General features: G+C 69.9%; 24 protein-coding genes and 1 pseudogene. 22 read left to right on the top strand and 3 right to left on the bottom strand.

The window, feature by feature from the left end; translation table 11 throughout:
• Positions 1 to 62 precede the first annotated feature (62 nt).
• From ACIQD6_RS09750 to ACIQD6_RS09650, 21 genes and pseudogenes are all read left to right on the top strand, one after another.
• Complete coding sequence (locus tag ACIQD6_RS09750) at positions 63 to 287, top strand: MbtH family protein (RefSeq protein ID WP_401880231.1); 225 nt, start codon at positions 63 to 65, stop codon at positions 285 to 287.
• A gap of 109 nt (positions 288 to 396) precedes the next feature.
• Complete coding sequence (locus tag ACIQD6_RS09745; protein ID WP_401880230.1) at positions 397 to 654, top strand: acyl carrier protein; 258 nt, start codon at positions 397 to 399, stop codon at positions 652 to 654.
• Between the two features lie 38 nt (positions 655 to 692).
• Positions 693 to 1,241, top strand: coding sequence for a DUF3995 domain-containing protein (locus tag ACIQD6_RS09740; RefSeq protein ID WP_401880228.1), 549 nt, complete (start codon positions 693 to 695; stop codon positions 1,239 to 1,241).
• Positions 1,238 to 2,245, top strand: a complete 1,008-nt coding sequence (gene sbnA, locus ACIQD6_RS09735) for a 2,3-diaminopropionate biosynthesis protein SbnA (protein ID WP_401880226.1) — start codon at positions 1,238 to 1,240, stop codon at positions 2,243 to 2,245. Before ACIQD6_RS09740 ends, sbnA begins: the two co-directional genes overlap by 4 nt.
• Before the next feature lies 1 nt (position 2,246).
• Positions 2,247 to 3,254, top strand: a complete 1,008-nt coding sequence (gene sbnB / locus ACIQD6_RS09730; protein ID WP_401880224.1) for a 2,3-diaminopropionate biosynthesis protein SbnB — start codon at positions 2,247 to 2,249, stop codon at positions 3,252 to 3,254.
• A gap of 81 nt (positions 3,255 to 3,335) precedes the next feature.
• Entirely contained in the window at positions 3,336 to 4,076 is a 741-nt protein-coding gene (fabG, locus tag ACIQD6_RS09725) for a 3-oxoacyl-[acyl-carrier-protein] reductase (protein WP_401880223.1), read from the top strand.
• On the top strand, positions 4,073 to 4,495 hold the full coding sequence (locus ACIQD6_RS09720) for a 3-hydroxyacyl-ACP dehydratase FabZ family protein (protein WP_401880221.1): 423 nt from the start codon (positions 4,073 to 4,075) through the stop codon (positions 4,493 to 4,495). The genes fabG and ACIQD6_RS09720 overlap by 4 nt, the downstream gene beginning before the upstream one ends.
• Complete coding sequence (locus ACIQD6_RS09715) at positions 4,482 to 4,970, top strand: 3-hydroxyacyl-ACP dehydratase FabZ family protein (protein WP_401880219.1); 489 nt, start codon at positions 4,482 to 4,484, stop codon at positions 4,968 to 4,970. Before ACIQD6_RS09720 ends, ACIQD6_RS09715 begins: the two co-directional genes overlap by 14 nt.
• A 51-nt stretch (positions 4,971 to 5,021) precedes the next feature.
• Positions 5,022 to 5,279, top strand: coding sequence for an acyl carrier protein (locus tag ACIQD6_RS09710; RefSeq protein ID WP_401880218.1), 258 nt, complete (start codon positions 5,022 to 5,024; stop codon positions 5,277 to 5,279).
• 5 nt (positions 5,280 to 5,284) lie between these two features.
• On the top strand, positions 5,285 to 6,493 hold the full coding sequence (locus ACIQD6_RS09705) for a beta-ketoacyl-[acyl-carrier-protein] synthase family protein (protein WP_401880216.1): 1,209 nt from the start codon (positions 5,285 to 5,287) through the stop codon (positions 6,491 to 6,493).
• The gene (locus ACIQD6_RS09700; protein WP_401880215.1) at positions 6,490 to 7,683 is read left to right on the top strand and encodes a beta-ketoacyl synthase N-terminal-like domain-containing protein; all 1,194 of its coding nucleotides are present in this window, start codon (positions 6,490 to 6,492) and stop codon (positions 7,681 to 7,683) included. Before ACIQD6_RS09705 ends, ACIQD6_RS09700 begins: the two co-directional genes overlap by 4 nt.
• Positions 7,658 to 8,797, top strand: coding sequence for a beta-ketoacyl synthase N-terminal-like domain-containing protein (locus ACIQD6_RS09695; RefSeq protein ID WP_401880214.1), 1,140 nt, complete (start codon positions 7,658 to 7,660; stop codon positions 8,795 to 8,797). The genes ACIQD6_RS09700 and ACIQD6_RS09695 overlap by 26 nt, the downstream gene beginning before the upstream one ends.
• Entirely contained in the window at positions 8,794 to 9,771 is a 978-nt protein-coding gene (locus ACIQD6_RS09690) for a beta-ketoacyl synthase N-terminal-like domain-containing protein (protein WP_401880212.1), read from the top strand. The genes ACIQD6_RS09695 and ACIQD6_RS09690 overlap by 4 nt, the downstream gene beginning before the upstream one ends.
• Position 9,772: 1 nt before the next feature.
• Positions 9,773 to 10,624 (top strand): alpha/beta fold hydrolase, encoded by an 852-nt coding sequence (locus tag ACIQD6_RS09685; RefSeq protein WP_401880211.1) that lies wholly within the window; start codon positions 9,773 to 9,775, stop codon positions 10,622 to 10,624.
• A gap of 26 nt (positions 10,625 to 10,650) precedes the next feature.
• Positions 10,651 to 11,604: a thioesterase family protein gene (locus ACIQD6_RS09680; protein WP_401880209.1), complete on the top strand. Its 954-nt coding sequence runs from the start codon at positions 10,651 to 10,653 to the stop codon at positions 11,602 to 11,604.
• Positions 11,601 to 12,380, top strand: a complete 780-nt coding sequence (locus ACIQD6_RS09675) for a 2-hydroxychromene-2-carboxylate isomerase (protein ID WP_401880207.1) — start codon at positions 11,601 to 11,603, stop codon at positions 12,378 to 12,380. The genes ACIQD6_RS09680 and ACIQD6_RS09675 overlap by 4 nt, the downstream gene beginning before the upstream one ends.
• A gap of 12 nt (positions 12,381 to 12,392) precedes the next feature.
• On the top strand, positions 12,393 to 12,926 hold the full coding sequence (locus ACIQD6_RS09670; protein ID WP_401880205.1) for a cobalamin B12-binding domain-containing protein: 534 nt from the start codon (positions 12,393 to 12,395) through the stop codon (positions 12,924 to 12,926).
• On the top strand, positions 12,923 to 14,263 hold the full coding sequence (locus ACIQD6_RS09665) for a methylaspartate mutase (protein ID WP_401880203.1): 1,341 nt from the start codon (positions 12,923 to 12,925) through the stop codon (positions 14,261 to 14,263). The genes ACIQD6_RS09670 and ACIQD6_RS09665 overlap by 4 nt, the downstream gene beginning before the upstream one ends.
• Positions 14,217 to 14,783, top strand: coding sequence for a hypothetical protein (locus ACIQD6_RS09660; protein WP_401880201.1), 567 nt, complete (start codon positions 14,217 to 14,219; stop codon positions 14,781 to 14,783). The genes ACIQD6_RS09665 and ACIQD6_RS09660 overlap by 47 nt, the downstream gene beginning before the upstream one ends.
• A 147-nt stretch (positions 14,784 to 14,930) precedes the next feature.
• The gene (locus ACIQD6_RS09655) at positions 14,931 to 15,824 is read left to right on the top strand and encodes a 3-hydroxybutyrate dehydrogenase (protein ID WP_401880199.1); all 894 of its coding nucleotides are present in this window, start codon (positions 14,931 to 14,933) and stop codon (positions 15,822 to 15,824) included.
• 131 nt (positions 15,825 to 15,955) lie between these two features.
• Positions 15,956 to 17,236, top strand: a pseudogene (locus tag ACIQD6_RS09650) (GAF domain-containing protein); the annotation flags it as partial.
• A 13-nt stretch (positions 17,237 to 17,249) separates the two neighbouring features.
• Here the strand turns inward: ACIQD6_RS09650 and ACIQD6_RS09645 are convergent.
• Complete coding sequence (locus ACIQD6_RS09645) at positions 17,250 to 18,164, bottom strand: IS30 family transposase (protein ID WP_401880783.1); 915 nt, start codon at positions 18,162 to 18,164, stop codon at positions 17,250 to 17,252.
• 475 nt (positions 18,165 to 18,639) lie between these two features.
• Entirely contained in the window at positions 18,640 to 18,879 is a 240-nt protein-coding gene (locus ACIQD6_RS09640) for a hypothetical protein (protein WP_401880197.1), read from the bottom strand.
• Positions 18,880 to 19,008: 129 nt separating this feature from the next.
• Here ACIQD6_RS09640 and ACIQD6_RS09635 point away from each other — a divergent pair, with 129 nt between their 5' ends.
• Positions 19,009 to 20,451, top strand: coding sequence for an aldehyde dehydrogenase (locus ACIQD6_RS09635; protein ID WP_401880195.1), 1,443 nt, complete (start codon positions 19,009 to 19,011; stop codon positions 20,449 to 20,451).
• A gap of 315 nt (positions 20,452 to 20,766) precedes the next feature.
• On the opposite strand, the gene ACIQD6_RS09630 is transcribed toward ACIQD6_RS09635, so the two are convergent.
• On the bottom strand, positions 20,767 to 21,255 hold the full coding sequence (locus ACIQD6_RS09630; protein WP_401880781.1) for a TetR/AcrR family transcriptional regulator: 489 nt from the start codon (positions 21,253 to 21,255) through the stop codon (positions 20,767 to 20,769).
• Positions 21,256 to 21,432 lie beyond the last annotated feature (177 nt).

Raw genomic sequence — 21,432 nt, 5'->3', positions numbered from 1 at the left:
CCCTGAACCGACACGTGCCACCCCGGGCAAGTGACCCCCAGAACCGACAAGGAGACGAGGAAATGAGCAACCCGTTCGAGGATGCGGACGCCAGCTATCTGGTGCTGGTCAACGACGAGGGACAGCACTCCCTGTGGCCGGTCTTCGCCGAGATCCCCGCCGGCTGGACGACCGCCCACGGCCCCGACGCCCGGCAGGCGTGCCTCGATCACATCGACGAGAACTGGACCGACATGCGTCCCAAGAGCCTCGTGGACGCCATGGACGCCGCCTCCTCAGCCTCCTAGGTCCTGTTGCCGGGGTCCCGCCTGCCAGGCAGTGACCCCGACGACACGCCCCAGGACCCACCAACCCTTCACCGCACAGCCAATCACCAACGAACACAGGAGAAGAACCATGTCTGGAACACGCGAACAGCACCTGGACGAGCTGCGCGAGATCGTCGCCGAGGTGCTCGAGGTCGAGCCCGAGGAGATCACCGAGACCGGCTCGTTCGTGGACGAGCACGAGGCGGACTCGCTGCGGGCGATCGAGATCCTGGCCAGGATCGAGAAGAAGTACAAGATCGACATTCCGCAGGCCGAGCTGCCGAACATGGGCCACCTCAAGGCCGTCTACGACGTCGTGGCCGTGCAGGCCGGCTGGCAGGACTGACCCGCCGAGCCGACGACGTCACGAGGGAAGGGACGGACATGAGTGCAGCAACAGTTCAGGAGACCGGACAACCACCCGCGGGCCCGCCGGGCCGGTCGGCGGCCTGGGCCGGATACTCGGCCGCGGCGCTGGCCTTCGCCTTCGGCCTGGTCAGTTTCTACTGGGCGGCCGGAGGAACGGTCGGCCTCGACACCCTGGGAGGCAAGATCCAGGAGATGGCGGGCCACCGGGATCCCGGATTCATCGCCGTCGTGTGGATCACCGGTGCCATGAAGGTCGCGGGCGCCGTGTTCTCCCTGTCCCTCGTCCAGTCGTGGGGCCGGATCTTCCCCCGCCCGCTCATGCTTCTCGCGGGCTGGGGCGGTTCGGTCGGGCTGATCCTCTACGGCGCCCTGCAGGTGGGGACCCTGGTGCTGGTGGCCGGCGGCGTCCTCACGCCTTCCGATCCCATCGAATGGAAGCCGCTGCTGTGGCGCCTGTTCTTCTGGGACCTGTCGTTCCTGGTGTGGGGCTTCCTGCTCCTCCTGGCCACCCGCCACTACGTCAGGACCCGTCCGCGGCGCCCGGAGAAAGTCGCAGAGAAGTGATCTACGACAACGCGCAAGATCTGGTCCTCGACCGTCTCTTCCTGCGGTTCGACGGACTCGTCCCCGATATCCGGCTCCTGCTCAAGATCGAAGGGTTCAACCCCGCCGGGTCGATCAAACTGAAGACCGCGATCGGCCTCGTCGAGGACGCGGAGCGGTGGAACCTGCTGAAGCCCGGCGGCCGCGTCATCGAGTCGTCCTCGGGCAATCTCGGAGTGGCGCTGAGCTCGGTGTGCGCCGCCAGGGGATACCACTTCACCTGCGTCACCGACCCGAACACCTCACCGCAGAACGCCGCGTTGATCCGGGCGTTCGGCGCGGAGCTCGTGGTCGTCGACAAGAAGGACGCCAACGGCGGCTATCTGCAGTCCCGGATCGACTACATAGGCGACCGGCTCCAGGAGGACCCCTCCCTGTTCTGGCCGAACCAGTACGCCAACGAGGCCAACCCCCGTGTCCACTACGACAGGACCGCCGCCGCCATCCTCGACGAGGTGCCCGAGGTGGACTTCCTGTTCGTCGGCGCCGGCACCACCGGCACCCTGATGGGCTGCGCGGCCTACTTCCGTGAGCACTCCCCGCGGACCCGGGTGATCGCGGTGGACACGGCCGGCTCCGTCACCTTCGGCTTCCCGCCGGGCAAGCGGCATCTGCCCGGACTCGGCACCAGCCGCAGGCCCGAGCTGTGCGCCCCCGAACTCGTCGACGAGGTCGTCATCGTCCCCGAGTCGGAAGCCGTACGGATGTGCCGCTCCGTCGCCAGGAGCCGGGGCATGGCCATGGGCGCGTCCAGCGGCTCCGTCCTGGCCGCCCTGGCACGCAAGGGCGGTGAACTGCCCGCGGGATCCACCGTGGTCGCCATCGCCCCCGACAACGGCGACCGCTACCTCAACACCGTCTACGACGACGCCTGGGTCGCGGAGCGGTTCGGCCTGTCCGCCGTGGCCCCCCACGGGATGGACGACCGTCCCGACACCGACGGCTCGCTGCTTCTGAAAGGTTGACATGTTCGATTTCCACGTCGTCAGCGGCGAGACCGCCCGCCGGGTCATCGGCCGATCGAGGACCCGGATCGTGGAGGAGGTGCGCGAGACCTACCTCACCCACGACCAGGGTGACTCGGTCAACCCCAACAGCTACTTCCTGCGGTTCCCCGACAAGCCCGACAGCCGGATCATCGCCCTGCCCGCCTACCTGGGCGGCCGGCACAACACCGCCGGGATCAAGTGGATCGCCAGCTTCCCGGCCAACATCGAGCGCTCCGTACCGCGCGCCTCGGCCGTGCTGCTGCTCAACGACTACGAGACCGGCTACCCCTTCGCCTGCCTCGAAGCCTCCCAGATCAGCGCCGCCCGTACCGCGGCCTCGGCCGTCCTCGCCGCGGAGACGCTGACCGGCGGGCACACCGCACGGCGGCTGCTCGTGGTGGGCGCCGGCATCATCGCCCGCAACATCCTGGAGTTCTTCAAGGCGCGGGACTGGGCGATCGACGAGGTGCTCGTCCACGACCACTCCCCGCAGTACGCCGAGTCGCTCGCGGACTTCACCACCGGCACCCTCGGCTACCGGGCGAGCAGCGCACCCGACCGTGACGCCGCCGTCGCCGAGGCCGACCTGGTGGTGCTCGCCACGACCGCCGGGGAGCCCTACCTCACCCGGCCCGGCATCTTCGCCCCCGGGCAGACCGTCCTCAACGTCTCGTTGCGGGACATCGGCCCGGAGGTCATCGAGGGCGCGTACAACATCCTGGACGACATCGGCCACTGCCTCACGGCGAACACCTCCCCGCACCTCGCGGAGCAGAAGTACGGCCACCGCGCATTCATCACCGGAACCCTCGCGGAGGTCATCCGCGGCGAGGTACGGGTTCCCGGCGACCGGCCCGTCATCTTCTCGCCCTTCGGACTCGGCGTACTCGATCTGGCCGTGGGCGGACTCGTCCACCAGGCCGCTCTCGACCAGGGCGAAGCCGTCTCCATCGACGGATTCTTCGGCGAGACCACCCGTTGGTAACTCCCGCTCGTGGCCGGTGACCTTCACCCGCCCCGGCGAACAACCCACCCACCTTCCGGACCCGAAGCACGAGGTAATCCCATGTCCACAGAACGCCGCGCCCTGGTCACCGGGGGCTCGCGCGGAATCGGCAGAAGCGTCGCCGTCCGCCTCGCCCAGGACGGAATGGACGTCGCATTCTGCTACCGCAGCGAGAAGGAGCGGGCGGAGGAGACCGCCGCGCTCGTCCGCGAGCACGGCGTGCGCTGCTACCACGCGCCCTGCGACGTAGCGGACTTCGAAGCCGTCCAGAGCTTCATCAAGGACGCCGAGGCCGAACTCGGCCCCCTCGACACCCTCGTCAACTCGGCCGGGATCGTCCGGGACAACCCGCTCGTGCTCATGCCCCTGGAGGACTGGAACGCCGTCATCGACGCCAGCCTGACCGGCACCTTCAACTTCTGCCGGTCGATGGCGTTCGGCTTCATGAAGCGCAAGAAGGGCGTCATCGTCAACATCTCGTCGGTGGCGGGCGTCTACGGCAACAAGGCACAGACCAACTACTCGGCGGCCAAGGCCGGGATCCACGGGATGAGCAGGTCGCTCGCCAAGGAACTCGCCCCGTACAACATGCGGGTCAACGTCGTCGCGCCCGGGTTCATCGAGACCGACATGACCGCCCGCCTCTCGGACAAGGTGCGCGCGCAGGCACTGGAGCAGATCCCGCTGCGCCGCCTCGGACGCCCCGAGGACGTGGCCGAACTGGTGTCCTTCCTCGCCTCCGACCGCGCCGACTACATCACGGGGCAGGTCTTCCAGGTCGATGGCGGCATCGTCCTGTGAGCCGTCGCTTCGCCGCCCCGCTCGCGGCCGTCGACAGCGTGGACAGCGCCGCCGGCACGCGGATCGAGGCGGTCAAACGGATCGTCTCCGACGACCCGTATCTGGTGGGCCACTACCCGGACTTCACGATCTACCCGGGTGTGTTCACCATCGAATCCGTCCACCAGGCCGTGAGGCAGTGGGCCGCCGAACGGCACGGCCCGGGAACGTCCGTCGAGCTGACCACGATCACCTCCGTCAGCTTCGCGGCCCCGCTGCTCCCGGGAGACACGATGAGCATCGGCTGCGACGTGACCGACCTGGACGCTCCGTCCACGGTGCGCGTCAAAGCCCGCTGCCACCGCGCGGACGGCGTCCTCGCCGGCCGGATGACCCTCGAACTGCGTATCCACCGGGAGGACGGACATGACGACGCTTGAGCACGCCGACATCCGCCGGATCCTCCCGCACCGCCACCCCGTCCTGCTCGTCGACCGTGCCCTGGAGATCGAGCCCGGCGTACGCATCGTCACCACGAAGGCCGTGACCGGCAGCGAGCCCTGCTACGCCGGCCTGGACGAGAACCTCCCCACCGCCGCCTACGCCTACCCCGTCTCGCTGCTCGTCGAGTCGTTCGGGCAGAGCGGCGCCGTCCTGTGGCTGCACTCGGCGGCCCTGAAGGACGAACCCGTCGAAGGCACCCTCATCTTCGGATCCGCCCGCGACGTGACGATCACGGGCAGCGCCTACCCCGGCGACGTGATCCGGCACGTCGTCGAGATCGACCGGATCATCGGAGGCAACGCCCTGATGAGGGGCGAGATCTGGGTGGGCGACGTCCGTATCGCCACCCTGGGCTCGGTACTCGCCGTCGTACGCGACGAGCTCGCCTCCGACGCGTCCAACGCCTCCTGAACTCCCGAACCGCTCACCGTCCCCATTCCGCCACATCGCAGGAGAAGAACCATGTCCGAAACGCGTGAACAGCACCTGGACGAGCTGCGCGAGATCGTCGCCGAGGTGCTTGAGGTCGAGCCCGAGGAGATCACCGAGACGGGCTCGTTCGTGGACGAGCACGAGGCGGACTCGCTGCGGGCGATCGAGATCCTCGCCAGGATCGAGAAGAAGTACAAGATCGATATTCCGCAGGCCGAGCTGCCGAACATGGGCCACCTCAAGGCCGTCTACGACGTCGTGGCCGAGCAGGCCCGCTGGCAGGACTGACCACCATGAACCGACGAGTCGTCATCACAGGTCTCGGACCTGTCTCCAGCATCGGCACCGGAGCCCGGGCGTTCGGTCAGGCACTGCGCGAGGGCCGCAGCGGCATCTCCCCGATCTCCAGCTTCGACTCCACCGGCTTCCCGCATCACATGGCCGGTGAGGTCATGGACTTCGACCCGAAGACCATGCTGCGCACCGTCTCGCCCGACGAATGGGGCCGCACCAGTCTGTTCGCCGCCGCGGCCGCCCGGCTCGCCGTCGAGGACTCCGGCATCGACCAGGAGCGGCTGTCCGCGGCCGCCGCGGGCTCCAGCATCGGCACCACCAGCGGTGAGTCGCAGGTCATCGAGCAGCTGACCGCCGAGTGGGTCCACACGGGCCTCTCCGGCATCACTCCCGCATACGCGGCGCAGGCACCCGCGTCCCGGCTGGCCAACGCCGTCAACCAGGAACTCGGCCTCACCGGGGAGGCCGTGACGCTCTCCACCGCCTGCTCCGCCAGCAACTACGCGCTGGGGTACGCCTACGACCAGATCCTCACCGGCGACGCCGACTACATGATCGCCGGCGGGGCGGACTCGGTGTGCCGCTGGGCCCACGCGGGGTTCTACCGTCTCGGCGCGCTCACCGAGAAGGTCTGCTCCCCGTTCGACAAGGACCGCTCGGGCATCCTGACCGGCGAAGGCGGGGCCGCGCTCTTCCTGGAGACCCTGGAGTCGGCCACCGCGCGCGGCGCGCACATCTACGCCGAGGTGCTCGGTTACGGCCTCAACTGCGACGCCAACCACATGGTCGCCCCCGACCCCGTCAGCATCGCCGAGTGCATGCGCCGGGCCCACCGCAACGCGGGCATCACCCCCGCCGATGTGGACTACATCTGCGCCCACGGCACCGGAACCCCCGCCAACGACACGATGGAGGCCAAGGCCGTCGTCGAGGTCTTCGGAGAGCGCCCGCCGCCGATCAGCTCCATCAAGTCCATGCTCGGCCACACCATGGGCGCGGCCAGCGGATTCGGCGCCATCGCCTCCGCGCTCGCCCTGGACGAGGGCTTCCTGCCCCCGACCACCAACTACCGGACCCCGGACCCGGGCATGCCCGGAATCGACCCCGTGCCGAACGAGAGCCGTCCCGCGCGCCCCAAGGTCGTGCAGAACAACGGATTCGCCTTCGGCGGCAACAACGCCATCACGATCCTCGGACAGGTCGCATGAACACCACCGCCACCGACCCCGGCGTCTCCCAGGACGCCCCGCCACCCCACGCAGTCCCCCGCGACGGGACCCTGGCCATCACCGGCTGGGGCGTCGTCACCTCCCTGGCCATCGGCGCGGACGAGTTCACCACCGCCGTGGGCGAAGGCCGCAGCGGCCTTCGCGAGGTCACCGGGATGTTCGACGAGGAGCTGCCGGAGGACGAGGCGTTCGCCATGCCCGACTTCCGGGTCCGCGACCATCTCGGCCGCAAGGGAACCAGCTTCTTCGACCGCAGCACCTCGCTGGGCCTGCTGGGATGCACCCTGGCGCTCGACGACACCGATCTGCTCGTGACCGACGACAACCGCGACCGCGTGGGCATCGTCCTGGGCACCACCGCGGGCAGTATCAAGGCGACCAGCGACTACAGCCGAGAGACGCTGGTCAACGACCGGCCCTACCTGGTCAATCCGGTGCTGTTCCCCAACACCGTGATGAACTGCGCCGCCGGCCAGTCGGCGATCTGGCACAAGCTCAAGGGCGTCAACGCCACGGTCGCGGGCGGACAACTCGCCGGACTGAGCGCGTTGCGCTACGCGCGCAACCAGATCCGGCGCGGCTATGTGGACGCCCTGCTCGTCGGCTCCGTCGAGGAGTTCAGTCCGCACACCGGCTGGTTCGCCCACCGCCAGCACAGCGAATGGGAGAGCCGCGCCCGTCTCGGTGAGGGCTCCGCCGTCTTCATGGTTGAGGACGCGGCGACGGTACGCGAGGCCGGCCGACTGCCCGACGCCGAGGTACTCGCCGTCGAGGCGGGCACGTACGGCCCGCCGGGACGCACCCCCGACGCGGGAGCGGGACTGGCCAACTGCATTCTCCGCGCCCTGAAGCGGGCCGAGGTGGAGCCGTCGCAGGTACGGGCGGTCGCCTCCGGCGAGTGCGGGATCGGACCCCTCGACGATGTCGAACGCCGGGGAATCGAGAGCGCGTTGGGCACCGAGGTGTGGCACGTACGCGCCAAGGAATGGGTCGGCGAATGCCAGAGCGCCGCCGGTTCGCTGCAGATCGCGGCGCTGCTGGCCGGTCACAGGAGCCACCCGGAACTCGACGGGGCGGTGTCCGTCGTCACCTCCGTCTCGGCCGACGGCTCCGTCGGGGCGGCCGTACTGAGGGGGTGGCACCGTGGACGTCGCGATCACCGGAGCTGACTTCGTCACCTGCCTCGGCGACGCCGACGCCACCTTCGCCGCGCTGCGCGAGGGTGTCGACGGCGGCGAGCCGCTGCGCTTCTACGACACCGGCCGCATGGGCGTCACCCGCGGCTACCACGTGGACGACGACGAGGGTGACGACCAGGACGAGCTGTCGCTGCGTGCTGGGCGCTGGCTCGCCCGGTGCGTGGACGGCGCCGTCCGCCAGGCCGGGATCGACCCGGCGCGCGAGCGGGTGTCCGTCATCGTCGGCACCGGCCTGCGAGAGCTGCGGGCCGTGGAACGCTGGGCCCTGGACGGCGTCCCCGTACGCCGCCGCGACCTGCACTTCGACGCGGCGGTACGCGCGGTGGTGCCGGAGGTCACCGAGGTGATCACGGTGTCCAACGCGTGCTCCGCCTCCGGGCACGCCCTCGCCCTGGCACAGGACATGCTCGCGGCGGGCGAGGCCGACGCGGTCGTGGCCGCGGGCTGCGACGCGATGACCGAGAGCATGCTCACGATGATCGGCCGTGTCTCCGACGCGCCGACCGCCGCGCTCCAGCCCTTCCAAGAGGGACGCGCGGGCGTCCTGCTGGGCGAGGGCGCGGTGGCGGTGGTGCTCCAGCCCACCACGGCCGAGGGAATCCGCCCGCTCGCCACCGTGCTGGGGACGGGCCTGTCCTGCGACGCCCACCACGAGACGGCTCCCGACGTCGGCGGCATCGTCGCCGCCATGCGGGACGCCCACGGCCGTGCGGGGGTGAGCCCGCAGGACATCGGCCTGGTGCTCGCCCATGGCACCGGCACCGCCCTCAACGATCCGACCGAGGCCGCGGCCCTGAACGAGGTCTTCGCCGGTGCCGCTCCCGGACCGCTGGTCACCGGCGTCAAGGGAGCCATCGGACACACCTCGGGGAGCGCCGCGCTGATGAGCCTGCTCATCGCCGTGGAGTCGATACGCACCGGCTCGGTGCCCGCCACGGTGGGGCTGAGCGAGCCGATCCCACAAGCGGCGGGGCTGCGCCTCGTCGTCGGGGAGTCCGCCGACTGCGACGCCCGCGTCGCCCAGGTCAACGCCTTCGGGTTCGGCGGGGTCAACGCCGTCAGCATCATCAGGGTGGACCGATGAACAACACCGTGCACACCGCGCACCACACCGGATACGCGACGGGCGTGACCGTCACCGCGCATGCCGTCCATGTTCCCGGTGCCGACGCGCCGACGGCAGGAGCCGCGAGCGCCCTGTTCACGTCCGTGGCCCCGGAACCGGCGTGTGGTCCGGACGAGGCGCACACCGTACTCGGCCGCAAGGGGCTGCTGTACAAGGAGGACTCGACGCGGCTCGCGCTGTGCGCCGTACACCGGGCGTTCGGTCTTCCCCCGGGCAAGCTGAAAGAACCGCTGCCGGGTGCGGCCGGCACCGCCGTCGTCGTCAGCTCCGCCTTCGGCAACGTACGGACCGTCCGTGACATCGTCGCCGAGATGCGCGCCGGCAGCGGGCACGACGTCAGCCCCCTGAACGGTCCCAACGCGTCCAGCAATGTGATCGCCAGTACCCTCGCCATCCGCTACGGCTTCACCGGGCCGAACCTGATGGTGTGCGGCGGCGCCACCTCCGGCCTCGACGCCGTCCGGCTCGGCGCCCTGCTGCTGCGCGCGGGCCGCGCCCGGCGGGTCGTCGTGGTCGGCGTCGAACCGGACGACGAAGTGGCCCGGGGCCTGGCCGCCCTGCGGCCGGGAGGAGCCGAACTGCGCGCGACGGCGGCCTGCGTGGTGCTGGAGTCCGAGGGCGAGGGGCCGCGCCTCGGGAGCGTACGCCACCACGCACAGCCCGACCCTCTCGCCGAGCCCGAGGCACCGGCCGCGCTCCGGCTGGCCGCACCGGGATCGGCGGGCACCTCCGGCGGGGTCGACCTCACCGACCACGTGGGTGAGACGTACGGCGCGCTGGGCGTACTCCAACTCGCCGTCGCGGCTGCCTGGTTGCCGTCGTCCGGCGAACAGAGCGGCGGCGCGCTGATCACCTGTGGCGACGACGAGGACGGCTACGCCTCCGTACGTCTCGACCCGGCCGGTGGCCGAGTCCCCGCGGGAGCCTCCTGAGATGGCGAAACCGAAGGAGGGGACCTGGCCGGAGTTCTGGACGCCGGTGGCCGAAGTCCGCGGACCGCGCGAGCGGTTGGCGGTGTCCCGGGCGCCCGGCACGGCGGGACCCGTGGTGGCGCTGGTCCACGGTCTCGAAGGCAGCTGGGACAGCTGGCGCCCCCTCGTCGAGGCGCTCACGGGCTGCCGGGCGTACGCGCTCGACCTGCCCTGGCGCGCGGGCAACCCTTACCGCTGGCGGCAGCACGGTACACCGGCCGACTGGCTGCGACAGGCCCTGGACCTCGTCCCGGAACCCGTCGACGTCCTGCTCGGCCACTCCTTCGGCGCCAATGCCGTACTCGAACACCTGGCGACGTCCGAGGGCACCCGGGTTCCGTCCGCCGCCGTACTCCTGGCACCGTTCTACCGCCCGGAGAGCCTCACCGTGGACTGGCCGCTGCATGACGCGGCGCTCGCCGGTTTCCGCCGGGTCATCGCCGACGGTGTGGGCGTGGGACTGGGGGAGCGCGCCAGGACCATGGACCCCGAGGTCCTCTCCGCGATGGTGGACACCACCCTCGAACGGATCGGGCCCGTCGGATTCCTGAGCCTGTTCCTCCAGTTCGTGGGCACCACCGAACTCGCCCTGGCCGACGTCACCGTGCCCACGCTCGTCCTGGCGGGCCGGAACGACGAGTCCCTGGCCGGAAACCGGGCGACGGCCCTGGCCGCCGCCATGCCCACGGCGACGGTCCGTCAGCACGCCCACTACAGCCACTTCTGCCACGCCGAGCAGACCGGCGACGTAGCGGCGGAAATCGCCACCTTCCTTATGAACACCCCCATGAACACCCTCATCAGCTCCTCGTGAACACCCGCTCCGCAAAGGAACACGCCATGACAGTCCTGCTCGACGGCAGCCTCACCACCGCGGTGGGCAGCCCCCGCTACGAGGGCGCCAACATCCGCACATGGATCGGCTTCAAGCACTTCATGTACCTGACGGAAGAGGCGATCCTCGAGTACTTCCGCGAGCGCGGGGTGGGGGCGGAGACGCTCTACCACACCTACGGTCTGGGCCTTGAGGTCGTGGACCACTCGGTGAGCCTGCCGGCCACGCTCGGTGTGGACGACAAGGTGACCGCGGTCGTCGAGCCCGGCAAGCCCAAGCCCGGTCACGGCGCGCCGTTCAAGGTGAAGCTGACCGTCGAACGGGACGGCGAGACCGTCACGGTGCTCACCGGCAAGATCCGTGTCGCACTGGTCGTGCTGAAGGACGCGCCGGGCGACGTCCAGCCCGTCCCGTCGTTCCTGGAGCCCTACACCGTCCCCGAGGTGGCCGCCCTCGCGGACGCCGCCGGCACCCCCTCGCCGGAGGTCGCGGCGAGCGACGTCCCCGGTCTGCTCGTCCCCGTCGGCTCCAACGCGTTCCTGTGGTCCTGGCGGATCCCGTACTTCTACTGCCACTTCTCCGACCGTCTCCAGCACTCGGGCTACGTCCGCGCGATGGAGGAGGTCGTCGACCGGTTCCTGGAGGACCGCGGCATCTCCATCCGCACCATGCTCGTCGAGCGGGGCTGGATCCCGGTCGTGTCGCGGGCACGGGTGCACATGCTGGCCGACGCGTACATGGAGGAGACCTTGCACACCGTCTTCACCGTCGAGGAGATCATCAAGGAGGTGATGTACACCGCGACGTTCAACACCTACGTGTACCGCGACGGGCGGCTTGTGCACACCGCCACCGGCACGATCATGCACGGATACGCCGTCAGCCGCGGCGAGAACGCGGGCTCGCTCGCCGAGTTCGACGACACCACCCGTACCGCCCTGCTCGGAGGCGGGCGATGAACACCACGGAGCCGACGAACACCGCGAAGCCGATGGACACCACGAAGCCGAGGAAGAAGCTGAAGCGGCCGCCCCGGCTGTACTTCAACCTGCGCAGCCCGTTCAGCTGGATGGGCCTGCGCCAACTCGAAGAGCGCTTCCCGCAGGCCCCGGACGTCATCGAGTACTACCCGTACTGGGACCCGGACGAGAAGACCGTCGCCGCGCTCGAAGAGCGGGACTCCGGCTTCCACTACACCCAGATGAGCAAGGCCAAGCACCTCTACATCCTCCAGGACACCAAGCGGCTCTCCACGCGCTTCGGTTACACCATGTCCTGGCCGATCGACATCGACCCCTGGTGGGAACGCCCGCACCTGGCCTGGCTCAAGGCGCGTCACCTCGGCCGCGAGCGCGAGTTCTACACGGCGGTGACCGCGGCCCGCTGGGAGCGCGGCGAGAACATCTGCGACGCCGAAGTGCTGCGCCGCGTCGCCGAGTCGGCGGGTTTCGACGGTGACGAGATGCTGGCCGCCGCCGACGACCCGGCGCTGCGCGCCGAAGGCGTGGACGCGCTCGCCGCCGCCTACGACGACGATGTGTTCGGCATCCCGTACTTCAAGGTCGGACGGCACCGCTTCTGGGGGCTCGACCGCGTCGACGCCTTCCTCGACGAGCTGATCCCGGCCCTGGAGCAGGCCGTCGAGTCCACCCCCGCCCCGCCGCAGGAGGTGCCTGCCGACCTGCTCAACCGGGTCGGCGCGTACGACTCCGACTCGGCGGGCGGCTGCGGCTGAACGGAAGATCCGGTGCTACCGACAGCCGCCGGCGCAGCCCTCAACGGCCGCCGCAGAAGAGTGCTCCTCAGCAGTGTGTCCTCCGACGCGCACACATGGAACCTGGTCTTCCTCCAGTTGCTCCTGGAGGAGATGGGCCATGACGTCACCAACCTCGGTGCGTGCGTGCCCGACGAGATGCTGATCCAGGAGTGCGCCGCACTCCGTCCCGACCTGGTGGTGATCAGCACGGTCAACGGCCACGGACACGTGGACGGGAAGCGGCTGATCGGGAAAGTACGCGCCCAGCCGGAGACACGGCACACCCCGGTGGTGATCGGCGGAAAGCTGGGCATCACCGGGGGCACCCAGGCGACGGCGTCACACGAACTCGTGACGGCCGGTTTCGACGCGGTTTTCCAGGACGGCGCGGACCCGGCCGCCCTGGGCCGCTTCATGGACACCCTGGAGGCCGCGCCGAAAGCCCTGGAGCTCGGCCCGGGTGTTCCGAAGCCGGGCCAGGACGTCCTGAAGCCGGGCCCGGACGTCCTGGAGCCCGCGTCGTGAGCGCCGCCCGGGGCTCCTTCGTGGGCCTGTCGGAAGTGCGCCGCTCAACGGGTCTCCTGGTCCAGCCCCGCATGGGCTTCAGCAGCCCCGTTCAGATGCGGCAGGGCCTCGCCGCCACCCGGGGGGCGCGCGCGGCCACCGTGGGCACCCTCACCCTCGACAGCTATACGAGGGTGAAGGACTACGCGTCCGTCGAGCGCGCCCTCTCCGAGGACATCGGGCTCAACGGCTATCCGATCGTCACCCACGGCGTGGAGACCACCCGCGACGTCCTGGACGGCATCCGCGGCCCCGGCTTTCCCGTCCAGATCCGGCACGGTTCCGCCCTGCCGGACGACATCTTCGCCACCCTGGTAGCCGCCGGGCTGGACGCCACCGAGGGCGGCCCCGTCTCGTACTGCCTGCCCTACAGCCGCGTCCCGCTCGCCGTCGCCACCGACGCGTGGGCCCGCTGCTGCGAGCAGTTCGCGCGGCTGCGGGACGAGAGGGGCATCGAGCCGCACCTGGAGAGCTTCGGCGGCTGCATGATGGGCCAGATGTGCCCGCCCAGCCTGCTCATCGCCATCACCGTCCTCGAAGGGCTCTTCTTCCACCAGCACGGGCTGCGCAGCGTCTCCCTCAGCTTCGCCCAGGGGACCGACCGGCGGCAGGACGAGGAAGCCATCGCCGTCCTCCGCTCCCTGGCCGCGGAACTCCTGCCGCCCGACACGGACTGGCACATCGTCCTGTACACGTACATGGGCAAGTACCCGCGTACCCGCGAGGGCGGGCTGCACTTGCTGCGCGAGGCGGCCGAACTCGCCGTACGCGGCGGCGCGGCGCGGCTGATCGTCAAGACCCCCGCCGAGTCCCAGCGCATTCCCACCATCGAGGAGAACGTCGAAGCGCTGGAGTTCGCGGGCGCGGCGGCAGCAGCGGTGGAGGGCGAGCCGGTAACCCCGGTCCAGGACACCGGCATCGCCGCCGAGGCCCGGCTCCTCGTCGAAGCGGTCCTCGATCTCGACGCGGACGTGGGCAAGGCCCTGGTCGCCGCCTTCGCCAAGGGCTACCTCGATGTGCCCTACTGCCTGCACGCCGACAACCGCGGGCGCTCGCGCAGCTACATAGACGAGGCGGGGCGGCTGCGTTGGGCTTCCGTCGGCGCGATGCCCATCCGGGGCGTGACCGGTTCCCGCGAGCGCGATCACAGGGTCGGCAGCGCGGAACTGCTGACGGCGCTCTCCTACGTGGAACGCACACATGACCGCCTGGCGCTGCACGGCGGCGATCCGAGAACACCGGGAGCACACCATGAACTGGACGCTGGAACGACTGCTTCCGACCTTCGACAAACGTGAACACCACAGCCGCCTGATCCACGCGCCTCAGGAGCGCGTCTGGGACACCCTCATGGACCTGCGCGCGGGCGACCTCCCCGTCACCCTCGGCCTGATGCGGATACGAGGCGGCCCCTCGACGTGGGTGAAGGGCATCGACGTCGGGGCGCACGAAGGGATGGATCTCCGCGTCCTGGAATCCATGGCCCCCCGCGAGATGGCCGCAGATCCGCCCCACGAGGTGGTCCTCGGCGACATCGCGCGCTACGCCGCCATGCGCCCCTCCCGCCCGGAGATCGAGCGCGGTGACCCGGAGGCGTTCGCGGCGTTCGCCGAGCCGGGCTGGTCCAAGGTCGTGATGAACTTCCGGCTCACGCCCGAAGGCGACGGCACCCTGCTCTCCACCGAGACCCGCGTCCTGGCCACCGACGCCTCCTCCCGCCGCGCGTTCGCCCTCTACTGGGGCGTCATGCGCGCGGGCAGCGGCCTCATCCGCCACGACATCCTGCGGGCGATCGAGAAGAAGACACGAACGCCGTAGCTCAACGCCCCCTGGTGCTGCACTGGAAACCGCCGGATCAAGCAGGCGCTCGCCGATGCACCCACATGGTTCGAACCCACCACCCCATGGTGAAGTGTGGGCGCCGACCATATCGGTGGGGCTCCGAGCGCTGCTTAGGGTGCGGATATGACCGCGCCCATCACACCAGGTCCTGCCCCGCGTACGCCGGGCTCCCGCACCGCGGACAGCCCGGCCGCCAGTGGCCCCGCCACTGCCGGCTTCGCCGCCGCCCCCGGCGGGATCGCTTCCGTCGCGCTCGATCTTGAAGGCCGCGTCGCGCTGGTCACCGGCGCCGCGAGCGGCATCGGCCGCGCCTGCGCGCTGCGGCTCGCTGCGGCCGGGGCCAGGGTCAGAGCGGTGGACCGGGACGGCGAGGGACTGGCGTCCCTGGCCGGGGAAGCCGAAGGCGCCGGGGCGGCGGGTGCCGTCGACGCGCGGGTCCTCGACCTGACCGACCTCGACGCGGCGGAGACGGCGGCCGAGGGCGCGGACATCCTGGTCAACAACGCCGGGCTGCAACTGGTCCGCCCCATCGAGGACTTTCCGCCCGACGTGTTCCACACCGTCCTCACTGTCATGCTGGAGGCGCCCTTCCGGCTGATCCGGGGCGCGCTTCCCCACATGTATGCCGAGGGATGGGGCCGGATCGTCAACATCTCCTCCGTACATGGGCTGCGCGCCTCTGCCTACAAGTCGGCATATGTGGCTGCCAAACACGGTCTCGAAGGACTCTCCAAGACCGCAGCCCTTGAAGGCGCCTCGCACGGGGTCACCTCCAACTGTGTCAACCCCGGCTATGTGCGTACGCCACTGGTCGAGAAGCAGATCGCGGACCAGGCACAGACGCACCAGATCCCTGAGGAGAGGGTCGTCGCGGACGTCCTGCTCCAGGACTCCGCCCTGAAACGTCTCCTCGAACCGGACGAGGTCGCCGAGGCGGTCGCCTATCTCTGCACCCCACAGGCGTCCTTCATCACGGGCACGTCGCTCACGCTCGACGGGGGCTGGACCGCGCATTAGACCGACCGGTAATTGGGGGGGCGCGGGGGTGGGCACGCGCATCTGCCGCGTTGCCGGAGCCAAGTTGTCCACATCGCTTCCGTTGTCCACAGGCTGGCGCGGCTGACCGGACGACAGGTAATGCTGTGTCCATGTCCCAGCAGCAGCCCGACTCCCACGTCGCCCATGATCATCAGGTCTCCTACCTGGAACTCCTCGCCCGCGGCGCGGCGGCGGAGGCGTACGACCGCCCCGCGCTGCTGGCCCGCGCGGACGGCGGGGGCCCGGAGGCGCTGGCGGCACTGGAGCACGCCAAGCGGCTCGCCCTGAGGGTGCGGGCCGAGTTGGCGGAGCGACGGCGCCGGGAGGCCGAGCTGTCGGCCCTCTTCGAAACCGCGCACGACCTCGCGGGACTGCGTGATCTCGACGCCGTGCTCCGGGCGATCGTGCAGCGCGCGCGCTCCCTGCTCGGGACCGAGGTCGCCTATCTGTGCCTGAACGACCCGGCCGCAGGTGACACATACATGAGAGTCACCGAGGGGTCGGTGGCGGCCCGCTTCCAGCAACTGCGGCTCGGGATGGGGGAGGGGCTCGGCGGGCTCGTCGCCCAGACCGCGCGGCCGTATGTCACCGACAGCTATTTCGACGACCCGCGTTTCCAGCACACCGGGGCCATCGACTCGGGCGTACGCGACGAAGGGCTGGTCGCCATCCTCGGTGTGCCGCTGATGCTCGGCAGCCAGGTCATCGGGGTGCTCTTCGCCGCGGACCGCCACGCCCGGGTCTTCGAGCGTGAACAGATCTCACTGCTGAGCTCGTTCGCCGCCCATGCGGCGGTCGCCATCGACACCGCGAATCTGCTCGGGGAGACCCGCTCGGCGCTCGCGGAACTGGAGAAGGCCAACGAGATCATCAAGGAACACAGTGCGGCCATCGAGCGCGCCTCGGACGTGCACGACCGGCTGACCGAACTGGTCCTGGGCGGGGGCGGTGTCCATGACGTGGCGAGCGCGCTCTGCGAAGTACTCGACGGCACGGTGGAGTTCGCCGGGCCGGATTCCCCTTCCGTGACGGCGCTGGACCTGACCGGCACCGAAGGCCGTGCCACGCGTCACGGCGAGGTCTGGGGAGCCGCGGTCTGGGCCGGCGGAGAACTGCTCGGCGCGCTCGTCCTGCGTGGCCATCCCGGTCTCGACTCCGTCGACCAGCGCACCCTGGAGCGGGCCGCCATGGTCACCTCCCTGCTGTTGCTGGCCCGTCGCTCCGCCGGAGAGGCCGAGCAGCGGGTGCGGGGCGAGTTGCTGGACGACCTCCTCGACGCCCCCGACCGCGACCCCCGCCTGCTGCGCGAGCGGGCCGTCCGGCTCCATGCGGACCTCGACGCACCTCATGTGGTGCTGGCCGCCCGGATCGACGGCCCCGCCCCCGGCGCGCCCGGAGGCGAGCTCAAGCGGTCAGTGCATCACAGCTGTTCAGAAGATCAGCGTAGACCTCCGCGGGAGTGCGGTAGCCATGGGTCTTGCGTGGACGGTGATTGAGCTCGTGGGCGATGGCGTCCAGGTCGGCCTGGCTGAACGTGCGGAGGTCCGCGCCCTTGGCGAGGTACTGCCGTAGTAGTCGATTGGTGTTCTCGTTGGTGCCGCGCTGCCACGGACTCCGGGGCTTGCAGAGGTAGATCGGCATCCCCGTCTCGGCGGTGATGGCCTGGTGCTCAGCTATCTCCCGGCCGCGGTCCCAAGTGAGCGTTCGTCGCAGTTGGGGCGGGATGCCGAGGAGGCTCCGGGTGATATGCGGGGTGACCTGCTCGGCCTTGATGCCGTCCGGCAGCGCGACGATGGCCGTGTAGCGGCTGGTGCGCTCGACCAGCGTGGCGACTGCCGAAGGCCGGGTGCCCATCACCAGGTCGCCTTCCCAATGGCCGGGGACCTTGCGGTCCTCGACCTCGGCGGGGCGGTCGGTGATGGACACCATGCCGCGGATGATCCCCCGGCCCGTGGGACGGCGGGCGAGCTTCGGACGGCGCATCGGCCTGCCTGACCTCAGCCGCTGAGTGAGGCTGCGGTCGATCGCTTGGCGCCGGCGAGGGTCGTAGAGCGAGAGGTAGATCGCTTCGTGCGAGATCTGCATGGAGGCGTCACCAGGAAACTGCCGTCGCAGCCATCCTGCGATCTGCTCGGGTGACCAGCAGAGAGCCAGCTTGACCTCCACCAGGCCGCGCAGAGCGGGTAGTTGAGCGAGCTTGGCCTGCTTGGGACGGCGCCCGCGTCCGTAGGCGGCTGCATCGGCGGTGGCGGCTCGGTAGCGGTCCCGGCCGCCGTTGCGCGCGATCTCGCGGGAGACGGTCGAAGGGGATCGACCCAGCCGCTTGGCCAGTTGCCGAGCGCCGAACGACAGGGTTCACCGCATCAACATCTGTCCCTTTTCATCCGTACGAAGCTGGGGACGTAAGTGTGTACGCCGACACCGGGACGTGATGCTGGCGCTGATCAAAGCGGACGTTGCCGTGGCGCGCCGGGCCATCGAAGTGTTTGCCCAGTCCAAGAGTCCTCCCTTGCGGATCCGCCCCCGTGGTTCCGGGATCTGGCCCACCGCGCGGACATCTCCTCCAGGGGCATCCCCCGAGCATGGACGCCTGCCCGGGGCTGAGGTGGCTCTGCCGGTGCGATGCGAGGTGCACCAGCTCGGGCAGTGGTGGCCCGGTCCAGCCCCGCAGGTGGGCCTGGCGCAGGAATCCTTCGTCGGTGGCGCGCTGTAGGAAGGTGTCGGCTGCGCGGACGGCGGTGTCGCGGTGGGCGCGGAGGGTGTCGTCGTCGAGCATGCGGGTGAGGTCGACGGGTCAGGTGCGGTTGACGGTGATGATGTCGACGTAGCGGTGCAGGGCGACGGCAGCGGGTGCTTCGCTCAGTTGGGCGTCCTGGACGGCGTGCTCGCCTGCAGGCGAGCTGCGTAGAGGGCGGCGAGGAGGTCCTCGCGGCGGGCGAAGCGCCGGGAAGACAGTACGCCGGTCCACGCCCCCCTCGGCGGCGATGCTCGTGCCCGCGTCGGCGGCGAGCATGCGTGCTGCGGCGGCTCTCATTTCACATGAGTACCGGTGGTGGGAAGAATCGATAGTTGTTCACCGCCTCTGTGTGTATCTCTTGGCATGAAATGCTACATTGAAGTGACAGTTATGTGGGGGCTCGCGAGATCGAAAGAGGAAACGCACGTGATTACCTACGACCGGCTGTTCATCGGAAGTTCCTGGGTGGAGCCGAGCGACCCGGCGCTGCTCGACATCGCCTCGCCGCACGACCGGTCGGTCATCGGCTGCGCGGCACAGGCACAGCCGGCCGATGTCGACCGTGCGGTGGCCGCGGCGCGAGCGTCGTTCGACGCGGGTGTGTGGCGTGCGACCCCGCCGGCCGAGCGCATCGCGGTCCTGCGGCGGTTCAACGCGCTGCGGGAGGGGAACCGGGAGGAGGCCGCACACCTGATCTCGCTGGAAACCGGCTCTGCGCAGTGGTTCACCCGGGCCGGACAGTCGGGTCTGACCCGGCAGGCCAACGCCTATCTGAAGGCGGCGGAGGAGTTCGGCTGGGAGGAGACTCTGCTTCCCTCTGACCCGGCGTCCCCGGTACGCAGCGTGGTGCGCCGTGAGGCGGTCGGCGTCGTGGCCGCGGTGATCCCCTGGAACTCGCCGTTCTCCGCAGCCACCTCGAAGATCATTCCCGCGCTGCTCGCCGGTAACTCGGTGGTCCTCAAGGTGTCCCCGGAGAACTCGCTGAGCATGGGCTTCCTGGCCGAGCTGCTGGAGCAGGTGGGCCTGCCCGAGGGCGTGCTCAGCGTCCTGCCCGCGGACCGGGAGACCAGCGAGCACCTGGTGTCGCACCCGCAGGTCGACAAGGTCGCCTTCACCGGTTCGACCCGGGCCGGCCGCCGCATCGCCGCGATCGCGGGGAAGCAGCTCAAGCGGGTCAGCCTGGAGCTGGGTGGCAAGTCTGCCGCGGTCATCCTGGCGGACGCTGACATCGAGAAAGCCGTCGCGGGCCTGCAGTTCGGCTCCCTGCTCAACAACGGGCAATCGTGCATCGCGCAGACGAGGATCCTCGCCCCGCGCAGCCGGTACGAGGAAGTCGTCACCGCGCTGAAGGAGCTGGTGGAGTCGCTGCAGGTGGGCGACCCGAACGCCCCGGACACCTTCATCGGCCCGATGATCCGTCCCGAGCAGCAGGCGCGGGTGCGTGAATACATCCACCTCGGCATCGAGGAGGGCGCCCGCCTGGTCACCGGCGGTCCGCAGATCCCCGAGGGCCTGGAGGAGGGCAACTACGTCACGCCCACCGTGTTCGCCGACGTCGACAACTCCATGCGCATCGCGCAGGAGGAGATCTTCGGCCCGGTGCTGGTCGTCATCGCCTACGACGACGAGGACGACGCCGTCCGCATCGCCAACGACTCCGAGTACGGCCTCTCCGGCGGTGTCTGGTCCTGCGACGAGGCCCACGCTGTGAACGTCGCCCGCCGTATCCGCACCGGCACCATCACGGTCAACGGCGCCTCCGTCGCCTTCGACGGCCCGTTCGGCGGCTTCAAGGCCAGCGGCATCGGCCGCGAGTTCGGCGCAGTCGGCCTCGGCAGCTACACCGAGTACAAGACCATCACCCTCTGACCGCTGGGCGGGCGAGCAGCCCCGCCGATCACGACACACGATGACCGCCGACGGTGGCAGGTGGCCCGGCCGCCTGCCACCGTCGCGGCGTTCGGCCGTCCGTTGAAGGTGACGACGCCGTCCACCGCGTCCCCCGGCTGCCGTCGTAGCGTGTCCTGCCCTGCGCCGCCGCGGGACTGGCGTACATAAGCAACTTGACCGTCGGTCTTCGTCTGCGGTGACGTCTCAGGTGTGCGCGCTCAGCACTGCAAGGGCCTCGTCTTCGACTTTGGTGGTGTGCGGACGACTCCTCTGCTGCCCTGCGCTCTCGCCGTATCACGACGGTCCGAGACCGCGCCGCAGTGTGTCCACGACGAGGTCCGCTGCTTGTGCGGGACTCAGCTGGGGCAGTTGCCGCGATACCAGGTGCATGAGTTGGGGGAGTAGCGCGCCCGCCCAGCCCTGGGGGAGATCGGGCCGCAGAATTCCCTCGTCGGTGGCGCGTTCGAGGAAGACATCGACCTCACGGGCGGACGCGTCACGGCGTGCGCGCACGTCGTCGTCGGCGAGCATGCGGGTGAGATCGACGGGCCAGGCGCGGTTGACGGTGATGATGTTCTCGACGTAGCGGTGCAGGGCGACGGCGACCGGCGCCTCACGCAGCCGGGCGTCCTGGATGGCTTCTTCGATAGCCGTCAGGCGGGACTCGTAGACGGCAGCGAGGAGTTCCTCGCGGGAGGCGAAGCGCCGGTAGACGGTGCGGCGGTCCACGCCCGCCTCCGCGGCGATGCCCGCGATGGTCGCGCTGGGATCAGCGGCAAGCATCCGGGCTCCGGTAGTCAGGACGGCTTCCAGGTTGCGTGCTGCGTCGGCTCTCACGGAACCGAGTCTAACTGTGGATCTGTGCAACCTGCACCCCATAAAGCCTCTTCTCAGTACATAATCTCAGATTAAGTGCTACGGTGATGTGTCAAATAATGTGGGTAACGACAGCCGAGTGGT

The organism is Streptomyces sp. NPDC088400, from assembly GCF_044753355.1.
In the GTDB taxonomy this organism is placed as follows: Bacteria; Actinomycetota; Actinomycetes; order Streptomycetales; family Streptomycetaceae; genus Streptomyces.
The sequence above is the reverse complement of the archived record's forward strand: the minus strand, read 5'-3'. Positions and strand labels throughout refer to the sequence as shown.